This window comes from Paraburkholderia sp. BGA-UO-ETr-F21 (assembly GCF_059567925.1).
Genome location: NZ_JCAQOY010000021.1, coordinates 67810 through 84826 on the forward strand (window position 1 = coordinate 67810; position 17017 = coordinate 84826).

General features: G+C 62.5%; 13 protein-coding genes. 7 read left to right on the forward strand and 6 right to left on the reverse strand.

Features of this window, described 5'->3' with window-relative positions; all coding sequences use genetic code 11:
• Positions 1-168 precede the first annotated feature (168 nt).
• The 3 genes from AC57B1_RS14485 to garL all read right to left on the reverse strand — a co-directional run bounded on the left by AC57B1_RS14485 (position 169) and on the right by garL (position 4153).
• A complete protein-coding gene (locus AC57B1_RS14485; RefSeq protein ID WP_496417836.1) occupies positions 169-2184 on the reverse strand; it encodes a glycoside hydrolase family 28 protein in 2016 nt (671 codons plus the stop codon).
• Between the two features lie 243 nt (positions 2185-2427).
• Positions 2428-3321, reverse strand: coding sequence for a 2-hydroxy-3-oxopropionate reductase (locus tag AC57B1_RS14490; RefSeq protein ID WP_408301394.1), 894 nt, complete (start codon positions 3319-3321; stop codon positions 2428-2430).
• Positions 3322-3352: 31 nt separating this feature from the next.
• Positions 3353-4153: a 2-dehydro-3-deoxyglucarate aldolase gene (garL, locus tag AC57B1_RS14495; protein WP_408184920.1), complete on the reverse strand. Its 801-nt coding sequence runs from the start codon at positions 4151-4153 to the stop codon at positions 3353-3355.
• 223 nt (positions 4154-4376) lie between these two features.
• On the opposite strand from garL, the gene AC57B1_RS14500 reads away from it, so the two are divergent.
• Positions 4377-5960, forward strand: a complete 1584-nt coding sequence (locus AC57B1_RS14500) for an aldehyde dehydrogenase (NADP(+)) (RefSeq protein WP_496417837.1) — start codon at positions 4377-4379, stop codon at positions 5958-5960.
• 127 nt (positions 5961-6087) lie between these two features.
• Here AC57B1_RS14500 and AC57B1_RS14505 read toward each other — a convergent pair whose 3' ends face one another.
• The 3 genes from AC57B1_RS14505 to kdgD all read right to left on the reverse strand — a co-directional run bounded on the left by AC57B1_RS14505 (position 6088) and on the right by kdgD (position 9535).
• On the reverse strand, positions 6088-6831 hold the full coding sequence (locus AC57B1_RS14505; protein ID WP_496417838.1) for a FadR/GntR family transcriptional regulator: 744 nt from the start codon (positions 6829-6831) through the stop codon (positions 6088-6090).
• A 233-nt stretch (positions 6832-7064) separates the two neighbouring features.
• Positions 7065-8417 (reverse strand): MFS transporter, encoded by a 1353-nt coding sequence (locus AC57B1_RS14510; protein ID WP_408349457.1) that lies wholly within the window; start codon positions 8415-8417, stop codon positions 7065-7067.
• A gap of 200 nt (positions 8418-8617) precedes the next feature.
• Positions 8618-9535, reverse strand: coding sequence for a 5-dehydro-4-deoxyglucarate dehydratase (gene kdgD, locus AC57B1_RS14515; protein ID WP_496417839.1), 918 nt, complete (start codon positions 9533-9535; stop codon positions 8618-8620).
• A 237-nt stretch (positions 9536-9772) separates the two neighbouring features.
• Here kdgD and garD point away from each other — a divergent pair, with 237 nt between their 5' ends.
• The 6 genes from garD (at position 9773) to AC57B1_RS14545 (ending at position 16811) form a co-directional block, all read left to right on the forward strand.
• On the forward strand, positions 9773-11362 hold the full coding sequence (gene garD, locus AC57B1_RS14520) for a galactarate dehydratase (protein WP_496417840.1): 1590 nt from the start codon (positions 9773-9775) through the stop codon (positions 11360-11362).
• 70 nt (positions 11363-11432) lie between these two features.
• A complete protein-coding gene (locus tag AC57B1_RS14525; RefSeq protein WP_408301386.1) occupies positions 11433-12275 on the forward strand; it encodes an NAD-dependent epimerase/dehydratase family protein in 843 nt (280 codons plus the stop codon).
• Positions 12272-13198 (forward strand): SMP-30/gluconolactonase/LRE family protein, encoded by a 927-nt coding sequence (locus tag AC57B1_RS14530; protein ID WP_496417841.1) that lies wholly within the window; start codon positions 12272-12274, stop codon positions 13196-13198. Before AC57B1_RS14525 ends, AC57B1_RS14530 begins: the two co-directional genes overlap by 4 nt.
• A 634-nt stretch (positions 13199-13832) precedes the next feature.
• The gene (locus AC57B1_RS14535) at positions 13833-14825 is read left to right on the forward strand and encodes a TRAP transporter substrate-binding protein (RefSeq protein WP_091802060.1); all 993 of its coding nucleotides are present in this window, start codon (positions 13833-13835) and stop codon (positions 14823-14825) included.
• 146 nt (positions 14826-14971) lie between these two features.
• Positions 14972-15451 carry a TRAP transporter small permease gene (locus AC57B1_RS14540; protein WP_091802057.1) on the forward strand — a complete coding sequence of 160 codons (480 nt, stop codon included), beginning with the start codon at positions 14972-14974 and terminating at the stop codon, positions 15449-15451.
• A 7-nt stretch (positions 15452-15458) separates the two neighbouring features.
• Entirely contained in the window at positions 15459-16811 is a 1353-nt protein-coding gene (locus AC57B1_RS14545) for a TRAP transporter large permease (RefSeq protein WP_408349466.1), read from the forward strand.
• Positions 16812-17017: the final 206 nt, after the last annotated feature.

Genomic DNA, 17017 nt, shown 5'->3' on the forward strand with positions numbered 1-17017 from the left:
CTGGCCATGTTGCGATGACGAACACCCGGCGCTGATCGAGCGCGCCGGTCAATAGAAAAATGGCGGCGCTTTCGGGCGCCGTCATTTTTGCTTGTGCTCACTGCGTTTCTTCAACCTTCGCGGCTGGGCGGCGCTCGCGCTTCGCCCAGCCGTTCAACCCTCTACCGCTCAACGTTTATCGACGACCGTCGTGTTGTATGTCGTCGCGCCGATCACCACGTTGTTCAACGTAATGCCGTTGACGTTGTACGCGTAAATCGGCCCGGGCGTCGTCGCGCTAGCGGGTCCGGCCGAGACCGCCGTGCCCAGATTGCAGTTCGAGATCGTCACGCCGGTGATCGGCGGAATGGTCGGGGTCGGCGCCGCGCCGTTGTAGTCGAACGCGACAGGCCCTTGAGCGACGATCGCCTGGAAGCACGAGCCGGTCACGCCGCCCACCGTCACGTTGCTCGCCGTCACGTTCGAAATGTTAACGTTCTGCACGACTGCCGGACGGATGCGAATCGCGTCGTTGGCCGGTTGATAGTCGCAGTCGAACGTGATCAGCCCGCCCTGTGCCGCCGACGGATTGGCGGCAGTCGCCGTCACGACGCCGAGCGGCACCGTGGCATTGATCGGGCTGCCGCTCAGCAACGCGCTGCCGTAGCCGCCGCCCTTGAGGCTGACGCCGTTGGGCAGCGTGACCGTATCGACGTAGAAGTTCTTCACGAAGCCGCCGCGATTCATGTTCGTCTTGATACGAATCGCGATGTTCAGCGGGTTGGTCGCCCAGTTCTGGTTCAGCATCTTCAGATTGCGCGCATAGATGTTCTGCACGCCGCCGCCCATTTCACTGCCGAGCGTGATGCCGCCGTGGCCGCTATTCATCGTGCAGTTCTGGATCACGTGATTCTGCGCGGGACCGTACTGTGTATCGAGATCCTTACCCGACTTGATCGCGATGCAGTCGTCGCCGGTGTTGAACGTCACGCTGTCGCAGAGCACGTTGTTGCACGCGTCCGGGTCGAAGCCGTCGTTATTCGGGCCAATGCTGTTGGTCGTCACGCCGCGAATCACGACGTTCTTGCAATCGGTCGGATGATGCTGCCAGAACGGTGTGTTGTTGGTGGTGTAGTTCTCCATCAGCACATTCGTGCAGCCGAGGAACTCGACCATGCACGGACGCAGATAGTGGCCGACGCCAAACACGCGCTGCGCGATCGGCACGCCTGCCTCCGAGAGGGCAGGCAGATAGTTCTGGTCCTCCTGCCAGGGTGTCGTGGGGCTGGTCAGTTGCGCGTAGAGCGCGTCGGAAATGCCGGGTGCGGCGGTTTTCAGGTCGACGTTCTTCGGATTGAGATACGCCTGCGACGGTGTCGACGAATTCACGCACCCGTACGCACCGTTCGATCCCTTGAAGGTCCACCAGCACGTCGCGGTGTTGCCGCTGCCGGCGAACGGCGTCATGGCCTGTCCGTTGAGCACCGAGCTCGCGTCTTCGCCGGTCAGTGCAATGTTGGTCTGGTTGCGCGCGTAGACGGGGGAGCCGTAATTCAGGCAGTCGTTCGCCTGCCAGCGGCTATAGAACAGGTTGCCGTTGGCGCCGCAGGCGACCGGGCCGTCCTTCGCGTAGTCCGCCGGGTTCGGGCTGAAGTAGATCGTGCAATTCGCGCTGAGGTGGAAGTTCACGTTGCTGAGCAGGACGATCGGTCCGGCGCAATACCACGTACCGGCCGGCACGACCACGCGTCCGCCGCCGGCGGCGTTGCAGGCCTGGATGGCGGCGAGAAAGGCAGGACGGGAGTCGAACGAAGCAGCGGCGTTGGTGAGATTCGAACCTGGACTCGCGACGGACGCCGAGCCGGTGTACGGATTGGTCGCGGCGGCGACGGCGCATGGCGCGGCGCCGTATTGCGTGACGACGAAGTCGCGTGCCGGGAACATCGACTGGGTAATGCCCTGCAAGGACGCGATGATCTGCGTCGCGGCGCCCGATGTGCCCCAGATCGGATCCTGTACGACAGGCGGCGTGGTCGTGCCGCCGTTGACCGAGCCGCCGCAAGCGGATAGGCCGCCGAGCAGGGTCGCGCCCGCGGACGTTCCCGCCAGCACGATAAAGGCACGGCGAGCGGGCGAATTCGGTTCGGTCTGGCCGGGCGTTCCTGATATCGCACGCTTGCCGCTGTTTTTATCGATGATTGCCACGGTTGTCTCCTTGCCCTTTGCGGGCGTTGTTAAAAGTCGTTGCTATTCGGGGGGATACGACTTGTCGAAGGCGTTGTGTTAACGTAAGGTATCCTTAATATTCGTAAGAAAATTTTCTCGGTGCGAAATGGCGCAGCTTTGCTGACGCGTAGCGAAACAGAAAGCGAACGCACGCATGCGCCGCTGCGTCTTGCCTATTTGCATAAGGCAAGCGCAGCGGCGCCTGAAAGACAGAAGTGCGGTTTACGCCGGTTTTTGCCCGATCTCGTGATTGGCGAGGATTTCGAGCGCGCGCACCATCGCCGAGTGATCCCATGCCTTGCCGCCATGCGCGACGCAGGCATTGAACAGAGCCTGGCAGGTAGCAGTATTCGGTAGCGATACGCCGAGCGATTGCGCGGTCGAGAGCGCGAGGTTCAGATCCTTCTGGTGCAGTTCGATGCGAAAGCCCGGGTCGAAGGTGCGCTTGGTCATGCGTTCGCCGTGCACTTCGAGAATGCGCGAGGACGCGAAACCGCCCATCAGCGCTTCACGCACGCGCGCCGGATCGACGCCGGCTTTGGACGCGAGCAGCAGTGCTTCGCCGACTGCCTCGATCGTCGCGGCAACGATCACCTGGTTGGCCACCTTGCACACCTGACCCGCGCCGACGCCGCCGATCAGGGTAACGTTCTTGCCCATCATGTCGAAGAGCGGCTTGACGCTCTCGAAGGTCGCCGATTCGCCGCCCACCATGATGGTCAGCGAACCGGCCTTGGCGCCGACTTCGCCGCCGGACACCGGAGCATCCATATAGTCGGCCCCGTGCTCGCGCACGCGCGCCGCGAACTCGCGCGTGGCCATCGGCGAAATGGAGCTCATGTCGACGACGGTTTGCCCCGCGCGCAGCGCGCCGGCGAGCCCCTGTTCGCCGAACAGTACGCGTTCCACATCGGGCGTATCCGGCACCATGATGAAAATCACGTCGGCATGCGCGGCGACGGCGGCCGGACTGTCGCACGCGACGGCGCCCGCCTGGATGAGATCGTCGGGCACGCCGCTGCGCGTGAACGCGGCCAGCGCGACGCCGTTCTTGAGAAGGTTGGCGGCCATGGGCTTGCCCATGATGCCGAGTCCGATAAAGCCTGCTTTTTGCATGGAATGCTCCGGAGATGTCGCGGCGGCCGGCTTACTGCTGGCCCGCCTGTTTCTGCATGAAGTGTTTTTGAACCGTCTGCGCGGCGCCTTTCAGCAGCCCCATGTCCGCGCACACCGCGACGACGCGGCAGCCCATCGCGATGTAGCGCTCCGCGTCGGCCTGGACCGGGGCGAGGATGCCGCTCGGCTTGCCCGCGGCGTGTGCGCGTTCGAACACGTGCGCGATGGCCTGCTGCACGTCGGGGTGACTCGGGTTGCCGATATGGCCGTAGGCGGCCGCGAGGTCGGATGGCCCGACGAACACGGCGTCCACGCCGTCCACGGCGAGAATGTCGTCGATCGCTTCGACCGCCTTGCGGCTTTCGATCTGCACGATGACGCAGACGTTGTCATTGGCAATGTCGAAGTAATCGGCCACGGTCGCGTAGCGATTGCCGCGCTGGCTCACCGAAACGCCGCGAATACCCTGCGGCGGGTAGCGCGTGGCGGCGACGGCGCGAGCCGCGTCTTCGGCACTGTCGACGAACGGCACCAGGAAATTCGAGAAGCCGCTATCGAGCAGACGCTTGATGAACACGCTGTCGTTGGCCGGCGGCCGGACGACCGGCGCGCTCGCGCTGTCCTTGAGCGCCATCAGTTGGGGGATCAGCGTCAGCACGTCGTTCGGCGCGTGTTCGGCATCCAGCAGCATCCAGTCGAAGCCGATCACGCCGAGCAGTTCGGTCACGATCGGACTGGCGAGCGACGCCCAGCAGCCGATCAGGGTTTCGCCGCCGCGCACCGCGCGGCGAAAACTATTGGGTAAGGGCTGGTAGGGCGTGACGGCAGGCATGGGCGGATTTCCTCGAACGACGATGGATCGGGCAAGCTGCGACGACGGCAAAACGATAGTTATAGGTCGTCGTATGTCTAGGTTTCAGATTAGCACCGACCTCGCCGGTTGTAACGGCCACGTAAACCCGAATTCCTTGCGGGGTAAGCGTTTCCGGTTGCGCGTGTACCCCGCAATGTTGTAGGATGACCTATATCTTAGGTCTTTATCCAAGGAAAGCGAAATGTCTATTACCGGCGAAATGCTGATAGGCCGCAAAACGGTGCGCGGCGAGGAAAAACCATTGCATGCGTTCAATCCTGCCACGGGATCGGACATCGCGGAGCCGGTTTTCGGCAGCGGCTCGGTTGCCCACGTCGGCGAGGCCTGTGAACTCGCGCGGCAGGCCTTCGATCCGTACCGCCAGTTGCCGCTCACGGTGCGCGCCGAATTTCTCGAACGCATCGCCGACGGCATCACGGCATTGGGCGATGCGCTGATCGAGCGCGCGCAACAGGAGTCGGGCTTGCCCAAGGCGCGTCTCGAAGGCGAACGCGGCCGCACCACGGGGCAGCTCAAACTGTTTGCGCAAGTCGTGCGCGCCGGTCAGTGGCTCGCCGCCACGCTCGATTCGCCGCTGCCGGAGCGCAAGCCGTTGCCGCGTTCCGACCTGCGTATGCAAAAGATCCCGCTCGGCCCGGTCGCGGTGTTCGGCGCCAGCAATTTCCCGCTCGCGTTTTCGGTGGCCGGCGGCGACACGGCGGCGGCGCTCGCTGCCGGTTGTCCGGTAGTGGTGAAGGCGCACCGCGCTCACCTTGGCACCTCGGAGATGGTCGGCCGTGTGATCCAGCGTGTCGCGCAAGAGATGGATTTGCCTGAAGGCGTGTTCTCGCTGATCGTCGGCGCGGGGAATTCCGTTGGCGAAGCGTTGGTCGCGCATCCGGCGATCAAGGCGGTCGGTTTCACTGGTTCGCGCGCGGGCGGCACCTCGCTGATGCGCGTGGCGGCGGCGCGTGCCGAACCGATTCCGGTCTACGCGGAAATGAGCAGCATCAATCCGGTGTTCCTTTTGCCGAACGCGCTGGCTCAGCGCGGCGAGAGCATCGCGCGCGGCTTCGTCGATTCGCTGGTGCTCGGCGCCGGTCAGTTCTGTACCAATCCGGGTCTCGCAATTGCCGTGGACAGCGACGCGCTCAAGGGCTTTGTCGCAACCGCGTCCGACGCACTGAGCGGCAAACCCGCGCAAACCATGCTGACGTCCGGCATCCACGCTGCTTATGAAGAGGGCGAAGGCAAGCTGGCTGCGATCAAAGGCGTGGAAGCCGTGGCGCACGGCGTGGAAGCAAGCGGCCCGACGCAGGCTCGCGCGGCGTTGTTCGTAACCGATGCACAGACGTTCCTCGCCACGCCGGCGCTGGAAGACGAAGTGTTCGGCCCGGCCTCGACCATCGTGCGTTGCAAGGACGAGCAGGAGTTGCTGGCGGTCGCCGAGCATTTTGCCGGTCAGTTGACCGCCACGGTGCAGATGGATAGCGCCGACCTTCCGGCGGCAAGGAAGCTGGTGCCGATTCTCGAGCGCAAGGCCGGCCGGATTCTGGTCAACGGGTTCCCGACGGGCGTCGAGGTGTCGCACGCGATGGTGCACGGCGGCCCGTTCCCGGCCACGTCCGATAGCCGAGCGACTTCGGTCGGCACGACCTCGATCGAGCGCTTCCTGCGCCCGGTGTGCTACCAGGATTTCCCGTCCGATCTGTTGCCCGAGGCGCTGACCGACAGCAACCCGCTGAACCTGTGGCGCCGCCGCGATGGCGAGATCGCGCGCAGCTGAGTGCCGGGTGAGCCGCGATCAGTGATCGCGTGAAATGAAAAATGGCCGGGGTCAGTTCGATCCCCGGCCATTTCTCTTTGCGTTCACGGCGACTGTCTGCGCCATGACTTCGCGGCGACGAAGCGGATCAGCTATTCGCCTCGGCGCCTTCGTTCGCACGCCGCAAGCGCTCGCGGCTGTTGGACAGATGCATGCGCATGGCCGCGCGCGCACCTTCCGCGTCATGTCGCGTGATTGCTTCGAGAATGCTTTCGTGTTCCAGGTTCACGAGCGACAGATACGCGTCCGGTTCTGCGCGCGCAATGCCCGCCGAATCGAGCCGGTTACGCGGAATCAGCGCGCTGCCCATTTGCGTGAGGATGTCGACGAAATAACGGTTGCCGGTCGCGCGCGCCACCGAAATATGAAATTGCAGATCGGCGTCGACGCTATCCAGCCCGTTGTGGCGCGTGGCTTCGATCGCGTCGAGCGCGGTGCGCATGCGCGCGAGGTCATCCGGCTTGGCGCGCTGGGCGGCGAGCCCCGCGCATTCCGTTTCGAGGCTGATGCGCAGTTCCAGGATCGACAACACGTCGCGCAAGGTGGTGGCGGGCACCATGTCGATGCCCAATTTTTCGCGCTGCGGCTCCAGCACGAAACTGCCGATGCCATGCCGCGTCTCGATGATCTTGCCTGCCTGCAAGCGCGAAATCGCTTCACGAATGACGGTGCGGCTCACGCTCAGCGTGACCATGAGCTGTGACTCGGTCGGCAGCTTGTCACCGGGTTTCAGGGCGTTGGAGGCAATCTGCTCGGTGACGTAGCTGACGACGAACTCGGCAAGATTACGAGCGCGTCGTGGCGGTGCTGCGGATGCCAGTGGTGTAGCCATCGAAAACGCCCCTTGAATCAGATAGTTGCGAACACTTCATGCGTTTCATTATACCGTCGTCTGACGACTGATTATATAGAGGCCGAATCATTTTGCGTGGCGGCGCTCGGCGTGGCATCGGCGTGCTGTCCGGCGCGTCTCGCGCTGCGGCGGCGTCTGTTTCAGCGCCGCAGGGAAGTACGATAACTGCGACGACAACCCCACCGCTAACCGCACCGATAAGCGCCGCATCTTTAGCGCGGGCGCAACTCGACCCGTTTGATGTCTTTCACGATCACGAGATAGCTGAACACCGTGAGCAGGGCGTTGATGCCGACGAACACCAGCGCGCCGTTGAACGACCCGGTCTTCGCCACGAGATAGCCGATCACGATCGGCGTGACGATGCCGGCCACGTTGCCGAACATATTGAAGATCGCGCCGGACAGGCCGAGCGCTTCCTTCGGCGACGTGTCGGCGACCACGGCCCAGCCGAGCGCGCCGATGCCTTTGCCGAAGAACGCAAGCGACATGAGGGCGACGACGACCCAATCGGTCGTCACATAGTTGCAGCCGATGATGCACACCGACAGCAGCATGCCGCCGACGATCGGCACCTTGCGCGCGATCGTGAGCGAATGGCCGCGCCGGATCAGCCCGTCGGACAGGATTCCGCCGAGCACGCCGCCGGAGAATCCGCAGATCGCGGGCAGCGAAGCCACGAGGCCCGCTTGCAGGATCGTCATGCCGCGCGCCTGCACGAGGTAGATCGGAAACCAGGTGAGGAAGAAGTAGGTCAGCACGTTGATGCAGTACTGCGCGAGATAGACGCCGAGCAGCATGCGATTGCCCAGCAGTTGGCGAACCAGATGCCAGCCCCCGGTATTTTCGATGTTGTCGGCGGCGCGGGCTTTCTTCTGCCCGTTGATCACGCCGCCGCCCTGTTCGATGTACTCCAGTTCGGCGCGCGACACACGCGGATGATCGGCGGGGTTCTTCATCACCTTCAACCAGGTAAGCGCGAGAAGAAGTCCCGTCACGCCCATCACGACATACACCATGTGCCAGCCGAACGCGTGGGTGAGCCACGCCATCAGCGGCGTGAACACGACCGCCGCGAAGTATTGCGCCGAATTGAAAATGGCCGACGCCGTGCCGCGTTCGTTGGTCGGGAACCAGCTCGCCACCACCTTGGCATTGGCCGGAAAAGCCGGCGATTCGGCCGCGCCCATCGCGAAGCGCAGCACGAACAGCGCGGTGACGGCCGCCGCTGCGCTGCCCAGCAAACCGATGGAGCTTTGCAGCAGTGTGAAGAGCGACCAGAAGAAAATGCTCGCGGCGTAGACGCGCCGCGCGCCGAAGCGATCCAGCAGCCAACCGGCCGGCAGTTGCGACAGCACGTAAGCCCAACTGAACGCGGAGAAGATGTAACCCATGCGGATCGCGTCGAAGCCGAACTCGGCGCGCATGGCCGAGCCGGTGACCGAGAGCGTGGCGCGGTCCGCGTAGTTGAAGGTCGTGATCAGAAAGATCAGCAGCAGGATCGCGTAGCGAACTCGAGTGCGCTTCGCGATGTGGGCGGCACTCGCCGTGCGGCTCATTTCCATGGACATCTCCTGAAGTTCTTATGCTTGGGAGCAGGCTCCCGGGCGTCGCGGCGCAACGAGCCGCGGGCCTCGTCGATACTGGCGTGCGGTACAAAAACGCCCGGCGACGTTGCCGTCCCGGGCGCTCTTTGCGGTGCCGTGCGTGCGGCGATCGTTCGCACGGCCGCCGGGTGTTGTTTGCGTCTGATACGCCGGCCGGATTACTGCGGGCCGAGCGTCTTGATGAGCGCGTCCAGCCTGGCCATTTCTTCTTCCGTCAGATCGGTCAGCGGCGCGCGGACCGGACCGGCGCTGTGGCCGACCAGCTTCGCGCCCGCCTTGACGATGCTGACCGCGTAGCCTGCGCGGCGGTTGCGAATGGCCAGGTACGGCAGGAAGAACTCGTCGATCAGTTTGCCGACGGTCGCGTGATCGTCGGCGGCGATCGCACGGTAGAAGTCCATCGCGGTCTTCGGAATGAAGTTGAACACCGCCGACGAATACACCGGCACGCCAAGCGCCTTGTACGCGGCGGCATAGACTTCCGCGGTCGGCAGGCCGCCGAGATACGAGAAGCGGTCGCCAAGGCGGCGGCGGATCGACACCATGTTCTCGATCTCGCCCACGCCGTCCTTGAAGCCGATCAGGTTCGGGCAGCGCTCGGCCAGCCCTTCGAGCATATCGGCGTTAAGCTTGGAGTTCGCGCGGTTATAGATGATCACGCCCATGTTCGGCACGGACTTGCAGACTTCTTCCGCATGCGCGGCGATGCCTTCCTGGCAGGCTTCCGTCAGGTAATGAGGCATCAGCAGAATGCCGTTCGCGCCATGACGTTCGGCTTCCTGGGCGTAGGCGATCGCAACACGCGTCGGGCCGCCCGCGCCGGCGAGAATCGGCACCTTGCCCTTGCAGACTTCGGTGGCGGTGCGCACCACGTTCGAATAGTCGTTGTGTGTGAGCGAGAAGAATTCGCCCGTGCCGCCGGCCACGAACAGTGCCGACGCGCCGTAAGGAGCGAGCCATTCCAGGCGCTCGGCATACGTGTCGGCGCGGAAATCACCCCGTTCGTCGAAGTCGGTAACGGGGAAGGACAGGAGGCCTTCGGAAACGATCTGCTTGAGTTCCTGCGGTGTCGTCATGATGAGTATCCAGAGCGTCGGAATAGTTCGCGGATGGTTCCGCGGAGGGTTCGATCAGTAGAAATGGAGATTTCTTATACGTCATCGTACAACAAGAATTTCGGTAACTCAACGGTCATTTCGCAGCATAATGCTTGTCCTAGGGTAAATACGGAACGTCTGCGCAATCTTTCATGTTGTAGGATGACGTATGAATAGTCGGCGCGACAGGTGTGCAGCGCTATAAGGATCGATGCAATGGAACAATCTCCGCTCTACATTCGCGTTCACCCCAATGACAACGTCGCGATCGTCGTCAACGACGGCGGTCTGGGTGAGGGCGCGGTATTTCCCGATGGTCTGGCATTGCGCGAGCGCGTGCCGCAAGGGCACAAGGTCGCGCTGGCCGATCTGGCCGAGGGCGACGAAGTCATCCGCTATAACGTGGTGATCGGCTATGCGCTCAAGGCGTTGCCGAAAGGCAGCTGGATCAACGAACATGTGATCCGCATGCCGAGCCCGCCGGGACTCGAGGATCTGCCGATCGCCACGATCAAGGCGCCGGAAATGCCGCAGCTCGAGGGCTACACCTTCGAGGGCTACCGCAACGCGGACGGCTCGGTCGGCTCGCGCAACATTCTCGCCATTACGACCACGGTCCAATGCGTGGCCGACGTGGTCGAGCATGCGGTCACCCGCATCAAGGCCGAGTTGCTGCCGAAGTACCCGAATGTCGACGACGTGGTGAGCCTCGGCCACACCTATGGCTGCGGTGTCGCCATCGACGCGCCCGACGCGATGGTGCCGATCCGCACCGTGCGCAATATCAGCCTGAATCCGAATTTCGGCGGCGAGGTGATGATGGTCAGCCTCGGCTGCGAGAAGCTGCAGCCCGAACGCCTGATGCCGCCCGGCACGATTCCGATCGCCGCGGCCGCGAACGTCGCGGAAGTCGCGGATATCGGCGATATCGAGGTTGATCTGAACGGCGACGTCGTGGTGCTTCAGGACGACGCGCACGTCGGCTTCCAGTCGATGATCGAGTCGATCATGAGAATGGCCGAGGGTCATCTGAAGCGGCTCAACAATCGCCGTCGCGAAACTTGCCCGGCGTCCGATCTGGTGGTTGGCGTGCAATGCGGCGGCAGCGACGCGTTTTCCGGACTGACCGCGAATCCCGCGGTGGGCTTCGCGACCGACCTGCTGGTGCGTGCCGGCGCGACGGTCATGTTCTCCGAAGTCACCGAAGTGCGCGACGGCGTCGATCAGTTGACGGCGCGCGCGGCGAACGCGGAGGTCGCCGCGGCGATCATCCGCGAGATGCAGTGGTACGACGATTATCTGAAGCGCGGCGGCGCGGACCGCAGCGCCAACACCACGCCGGGCAACAAGAAGGGTGGCTTGTCAAACATCGTCGAAAAGGCGATGGGCTCGATCATCAAGTCCGGCAATTCGGCCATTTCCGGCGTGTTGTCGCCGGGCGAAAAGGTCAAGCAGAAAGGCCTGATCTACGCGGCTACGCCGGCGAGCGATTTCATCTGCGGGACGTTGCAGGTGGCGGCCGGTATCAACCTGCACGTATTCACCACCGGACGCGGCACGCCCTATAGCCTCGCCGAGGTGCCGGTCATCAAGGTCGCAACGCGCTCGGACCTCGCGCGCCGCTGGCATGACCTGATGGATGTCAACGCCGGCACCATCGCGACCGGCGCGGCGAGCATCGAAGAGGTGGGCTGGGAATTGTTCCGCCTGATGCTCGACATCGCCAGCGGACGCAAGCAAACGTGCGCGGAAAAACTCAAGCTCCACAATGCGCTGGTGCTGTTCAATCCGGCGCCGGTGACCTGATCGGCTCGCTCGACACACCAGGTCTGTATGCATCATGCAGACCTGATCGCACTCACACCACAATAGAAACATGACTGACTCGAACCTCGATCGCGGCGCCGCACAGAAACCCTTCCGCCGTCTGCTGCTGACTGGCGCGGCGGGCAACCTGGGCAAGCAATTGCGTGGCGCGCTCGCCGCGTGGGCTGATATCGTGCGCGTCTCGGATATCGCGCCGCTCGGCGACGTGGCGGCGCACGAAGAAGCCGCGAGCGTCGATCTCGCGGACGAAGCCGCCGTTCACGCGCTGCTCGAAGGCGTGGACGCGGTGATTCACCTCGGCGGCATTTCCGTCGAGGCGCCGTTTGAAGATCTGCTCGAAGCGAATATTCGCGGCCTGTACAACCTCTATTCGGCTGCGCAGAAGCAGGGCGTGAAGCGCATCGTGTATGCGAGCTCGAATCATGCGGTGGGCTTTCATCCGGTAACGGAGGTGGTCGATGTCGACGCGCCGTTGCGTCCCGATAGTCTGTACGGCGTGACGAAGTGCTTCGGCGAATCGTTGTCGCGATACTACTTCGATCGTTTTGGTCTCGAGACGGTGTGCCTGCGGATCGGCTCGTCGTTCGAGCAGCCGAAGAATCCGCGCATGCTCGTCACGTATCTGAGCTATCGCGACTTCATCGAGTTGGTGCGCTGCTCGCTGTTCACCAACCGCGTGGGCCACGCGATCGTCTACGGCGTCTCCGATAACCGGACCAAGTGGGTGGATAACACCAAAGCGGCGTTCCTGGGCTTTCGTCCGCAGGACAGTTCGATCGAATTCGAGCATCTCTTTCCGGTCGCCGCACCCACGACCAACCTCGACGATCCGACGCAGCGTTTTCAAGGCGGCCCATTCGTGCTGGCCGGCCCGATGGAGCCGAAGCGGTGAGCGCCGCGGCGAACCCGCGAGTGGAGCGGGTGGAGGCAGCGGGACAGGCACCGGCCTCCGTCGGCGAAAGCCCGGTGTGGCGTGTGGCGGAACAGGCGCTCTACTGGGTGGACATTCCGGCGCAAAAGATCGTGCGGCTACACGTCGATTCGGGTAAGCGCTCCGAATGGCGGTTGCCGGAGAAAGTGGCGTGCATTGCGTTCAATCGGCGCGGTACGGTGCTGGCCGGTTGCGAGACCGGGCTTTTCGCCGTCGCGCTCACTGAGGGTTCGGCTGACGGCGAACCCGTGCAGGTGACAGGGCGCAAGCTCGCCGCGCCGGACTTCCCATGCGACGACATGCGTTTCAACGACGGCCGTTGCGACCGCCAGGGACGCTTCTGGTCCGGCACGATGGTGCAGGACATGGCAGCGGCCACGCCGGCCGGCGCGCTCTATCGATTCGACGAGCGCGGTGTGCTGTCCGCGCCGGTCGTCGACGCGCTCATCACGCAGAACGGCCTCGCGTGGTCGCCGGACGGTACGACCATGTACCTGTCGGACTCGCATCCTTTGCGCCGGCAGATCTGGGCATTCGACTTTGACATCGAAACCGGCGAGCCGCGCAACCGTAGCGTGTTCGCCGATCTGAATCATCATGCGGGCCGTCCTGACGGCGCCGCGGTGGATGCCGACGGCTGCTACTGGATTTGCGCGAACGACGCCGGCCTGTTGCTGCGCTTTACGCCTCAAGGAAAACTCGACCGGCAGATTGCCGTGCCTGCCACCAAGCCGGCCATGTGCGCCTTCGGTGGGCGCGATCTGGATACGCTGTTCGTGACGTCGATCCGTCCCGCGAATGCGAGCGAGCACGACGGCCATCTGTTCGCCGTGCGGGCTGGCGTAACCGGGTTGCCAGAACCGGAGTTCGCGGGTCAGTTGTAATCGGAGCGTGCTGGAGCAAGGCGCCGGACATGTCGACATGTCCGGCGCCTTTGTTTTGGCTATCCAATTCGTCACTCGTCGTACAACATTGTGGTGGAAAGGCGACGGTCGCCCCGCGGTGCGGCCGCGGAAAATAGCTTTTGGCGACGCTGGTCTCCGCATCGGTAAGGCCGCGCCAGCTGGCGCTTAGCCTCAGCATGCGATCGATCGGTCATCCCTGCCGACGTCTCTGCGGTGCGGGTAAATACCGTCTGTACAACTCAAACCGCCTTTTATAGACTTCATATGTCGTCGTACAACATATAAGCCCAAACAAATTCCTTTCTGTGAATTTCAGGTTATTCGGTATGAGGCGGACAACGTCTCGTGCGCGATGACTCGCGCGTGAGGCGCAAGCCGAGCAGTTGAAGCAAAAGTAAAAGAGTCGAGTTGTCTGACAGGAGTGCTGAGTATCTGCGCCGGGGAAGTTGCACAGACCAGCACGGCAAAGCGCGCGTGACCACCAGCGGTGGCGGGTGCCGAGCCGGGAGACGCAGCAAAACCATGTCGCATCCGAAGGCGGTCACCCGTAAGCGGCCCTCCGCAGGCGGCCCCCGCAATCGATTGGATGGTCAATTTTTCAAGGAATTTCACGATGAACAAGAAGTTTGCCTTTTCCCGTGTTTCGATGATCGTCGCGGCTTCGGCGCTGGCCTTCAGCACCGTGTCGGCACAAGCGCGTGTGTTCCGCGTGTCGGACGTGCATGGCGACACCTATCCGACCAACATGGCGGTGAAATACATGGGAGAGCAGATCAAGAAGGCAACCGACGGCAAGGACACGGTGAAGGTCTTCGGCAATAGCGCGCTGGGTTCCGAGAACGACACGATCGATCAGGTGCGCATCGGCGCATTGGACATGGCGCGCGCCAACGGCGCGGCGTTCAACGAAATCGTTCCTGAATCGATGATCCCGTCGCTGCCGTTCCTGTTTCGCGACATCGACCATTTCCGCAAAGTGATGTACGGCCCGGAAGGCCAGAAGATTCTCGACGCTTTCAAGGCGAAGGGCATGATCGCGCTGACGTTCTACGAGAGCGGCGCGCGTTCGATCTACACGAAGAGGCCGATTCATACGCCGGCTGACATGAAGGGCCTGAAGGTTCGCGTGCAGCCGTCCGACCTGATGGTCGACGAAATCCGCGCAATGGGCGGCACGCCCACGCCGATGCCGTTCGCCGAGGTCTACACGGGCCTGAAGACGGGTCTGGTGGATGCCGCTGAAAACAACCTGCCGTCGTACGAAGAAACCAAGCACTTCGAAGTCGCGCCGGTCTACTCCGAAACCCAGCATTCGATGACGCCGGAAGTGCTGGTGTTCTCGAAGAAGGTGTGGGACACGCTGTCCCCGCAGGAACAGGAAATCATCAAGAAGGCTGCCGCCGACTCGGTGCCTTACTACCAGAAGCTGTGGACCGCGCGCGAAGCCGACGCGAGCAAGACTGTCACGAAGGGCGGCGCGACCATCGTCGGCGCGTCGCAGATCGATCGCGCAGCGTTCGTCAAGGTCATGCAGCCGGTCTGGGCGAAGTACGAAAAGACCCCGCAAATGAAGCAGATCGTCGACGAAATCCAGGCAGTCAAATAAGGTTCGCCTGAAAGGAAGCAACGCAGCGGCGCGAAGGGCTCGCGAGAAGAGTCGTGAGCGCTGCCGCTGCGCGCTTCCTGAACTGAAGAGTCGAACAGGATTGCTGACTAATAAAGACAGGTCGGTCGTATGCAAGGATGGGGTCAATGAGTTTCATAAAGCGCCCAAATGATTTTCTGTTCCGCGTGCTGGTTGTCGTAGCGTCGGTGAGTCTCGCCGTGCTGAGCCTGCTGGTGATCTACAGCGTCGTGATGCGCTACGTATTCAGCGATGCACCGGATTTCGTCGAGCCCATCGCGCTTCTGCTGGTGATCGTGATCGCCATGTTCGGCGCCGCGCTCAAAGTGCGCGAAGGCGGCCATATCGGGCTCGACTCGCTCGTCAAGAAATTGCCGCCGAAGGGTCAACTCGTCGCGACGGCCTTTCAGCACATTTGCCTGATCACGTTCGCGGTAGCGGTTTTCTTCGGCTGTCTGCAGATGGTGGAGGCCACCATGGAGGACCGGATTCCCATTATTGGCTTGCCTGAATCTTTGCGTTATTGCATCCCGGTTTTTGCCAGCGTCTGCATTGCAATGTTCTCGCTAGAGAACCTGCTCGCGCTTTTTGCACAGAAACAAAAATAGAGCAATCATGGAACTCGCCATCCTCTCCGTCAGTTTCCTTGTCTTTCTTCTTCTCGGCGTTCCTGTTTCATTCGGGCTAGGGCTTTCGTGCGTCCTGACCTATCTGTATGAGGGTTTGCCGGCGGCCACCGCCATGCAGTCGATGATCTCGGGGATCAACGGCTTTTCGTTTCTCGCGGTCCCGTTCTTCATCCTGTCCGGTGAGCTGATGCTGCACGGCGGCATTGCGGACCGCATCCTGCGTTTCGCGCAAGCCACGGTCGGGCATTTCCGCGGCGGTCTCGGCATGGCCAACGTAGTGGCCTGCACGCTGTTCGGCGGGGTCTCCGGTTCGCCCTCGGCGGATACGTCGGCGATGGGCGGCGTGGTCATTCCGTTGATGAAGCGTGAAGGGTACAGCGCGGCTTATGCGGTCAACGTGACGACGCACTCGTCGCTGGCGGGCGCGTTGATGCCGACGTCGACCAACATGATCATCTACGCATTCGCGGCGCAGGGTATCACCGGCACGTTGAATGGACACCCGATGAGCGGCGTGTCGATCGGCGATCTGTTGTTTTCCGGTCTGCTGCCGGTGCTGTGGGTGATGGGTTTCGTGCTGGTCGCCGCCTACTGGCAAGCGGTCAAATACGGTTATCCGCGCCGTGCCGACGGCTCGACGGAACTGCAGCGATTCCCCGGCTGGTTCGCCGTGGCCCGCACATTCCTTGGCGCATTGCCCGGCTTGATGGTGATTGCGATCATTCTGGTCTGCGTGGCAAAGGGCATTGCGACCGCGACAGAAGCCGCTGCAATCGCCGTGTTTTATTCGCTGGTGCTGACGATCGTCGTGTATCGCTCGATGACGATGAAGAAGCTGTTTCACGCGCTTTCCAAAGCCGCCAAGACGACCGGCGTGGTGCTGCTGCTGATCGGCGTGTCGAACATGCTGCGCTACCAGATGGCGTATCTGGAGATTCCGGACGCGATCGAACACATGCTCGACGGCGCGACCAGCCTGCCTTGGCTGATGCTGCTGTACATCAACCTGATCCAGATTTTCCTCGGCACGTTCGTCGATATGGCGGCGCACATCCTGATCACCACGCCGCTGTTCCTGCCGATGGCGATGCACGCCGGCGTCGGCCCGGTGCAGTTCGGGATCATGATCCTGCTGAACTGCGCATTGGGCCTGGTGCACCCGCCGATCGGCTCGGTGCAGTTTATTGGTTGCGCGATTGGCAATGTGTCGATTGGTGAAACTACCAAGGTGGCGTGGCCGTATTACCTGGCTATCTTCAGCGCGATCAACATCGTCACTTATGTACCGATGTTTTCCACGTGGTTGCCTAGCCTGATCAATGGTCACCCGGTATTTTGAAATCCTTAATTAGCGTCCCGAAGAATATGCCCTTTCGGGGCGCCCGGCGGCGCTCGTACAGTGCGGCAAACAAAGAATAATCTTTTAGAGCGTGTTAGGCACTTTGCGGGAGACCTAGTATCCTGGCGGGATGAAAAGAGCAGATCGCAAAGGGTATCCGACCGATGTGTCCGACGAAGAATGGAGCTTCGCAGCACCCTATCTGA

Excerpts from the sequence above, each read along its gene's own strand:
- kdgD (WP_496417839.1), bottom strand. The coding sequence starts at position 9,535 with ATGACGACACCGCAGGAACTCAAGCAGATCGTTTCCGAAGGCCTCCTG.
- AC57B1_RS14510 (WP_408349457.1), bottom strand. The coding sequence starts at position 8,417 with ATGGAAATGAGCCGCACGGCGAGTGCCGCCCACATCGCGAAGCGCACT.
- AC57B1_RS14545 (WP_408349466.1), top strand. The coding sequence starts at position 15,459 with ATGGAACTCGCCATCCTCTCCGTCAGTTTCCTTGTCTTTCTTCTTCTC.
- AC57B1_RS14490 (WP_408301394.1), bottom strand. The coding sequence starts at position 3,321 with ATGCAAAAAGCAGGCTTTATCGGACTCGGCATCATGGGCAAGCCCATG.
- AC57B1_RS14540 (WP_091802057.1), top strand. The coding sequence starts at position 14,972 with ATGAGTTTCATAAAGCGCCCAAATGATTTTCTGTTCCGCGTGCTGGTT.
- AC57B1_RS14500 (WP_496417837.1), top strand. The coding sequence starts at position 4,377 with ATGTCTATTACCGGCGAAATGCTGATAGGCCGCAAAACGGTGCGCGGC.
- AC57B1_RS14505 (WP_496417838.1), bottom strand. The coding sequence starts at position 6,831 with ATGGCTACACCACTGGCATCCGCAGCACCGCCACGACGCGCTCGTAAT.
- garD (WP_496417840.1), top strand. The coding sequence starts at position 9,773 with ATGGAACAATCTCCGCTCTACATTCGCGTTCACCCCAATGACAACGTC.
- garL (WP_408184920.1), bottom strand. The coding sequence starts at position 4,153 with ATGCCTGCCGTCACGCCCTACCAGCCCTTACCCAATAGTTTTCGCCGC.
- AC57B1_RS14525 (WP_408301386.1), top strand. The coding sequence starts at position 11,433 with ATGACTGACTCGAACCTCGATCGCGGCGCCGCACAGAAACCCTTCCGC.
- AC57B1_RS14535 (WP_091802060.1), top strand. The coding sequence starts at position 13,833 with ATGAACAAGAAGTTTGCCTTTTCCCGTGTTTCGATGATCGTCGCGGCT.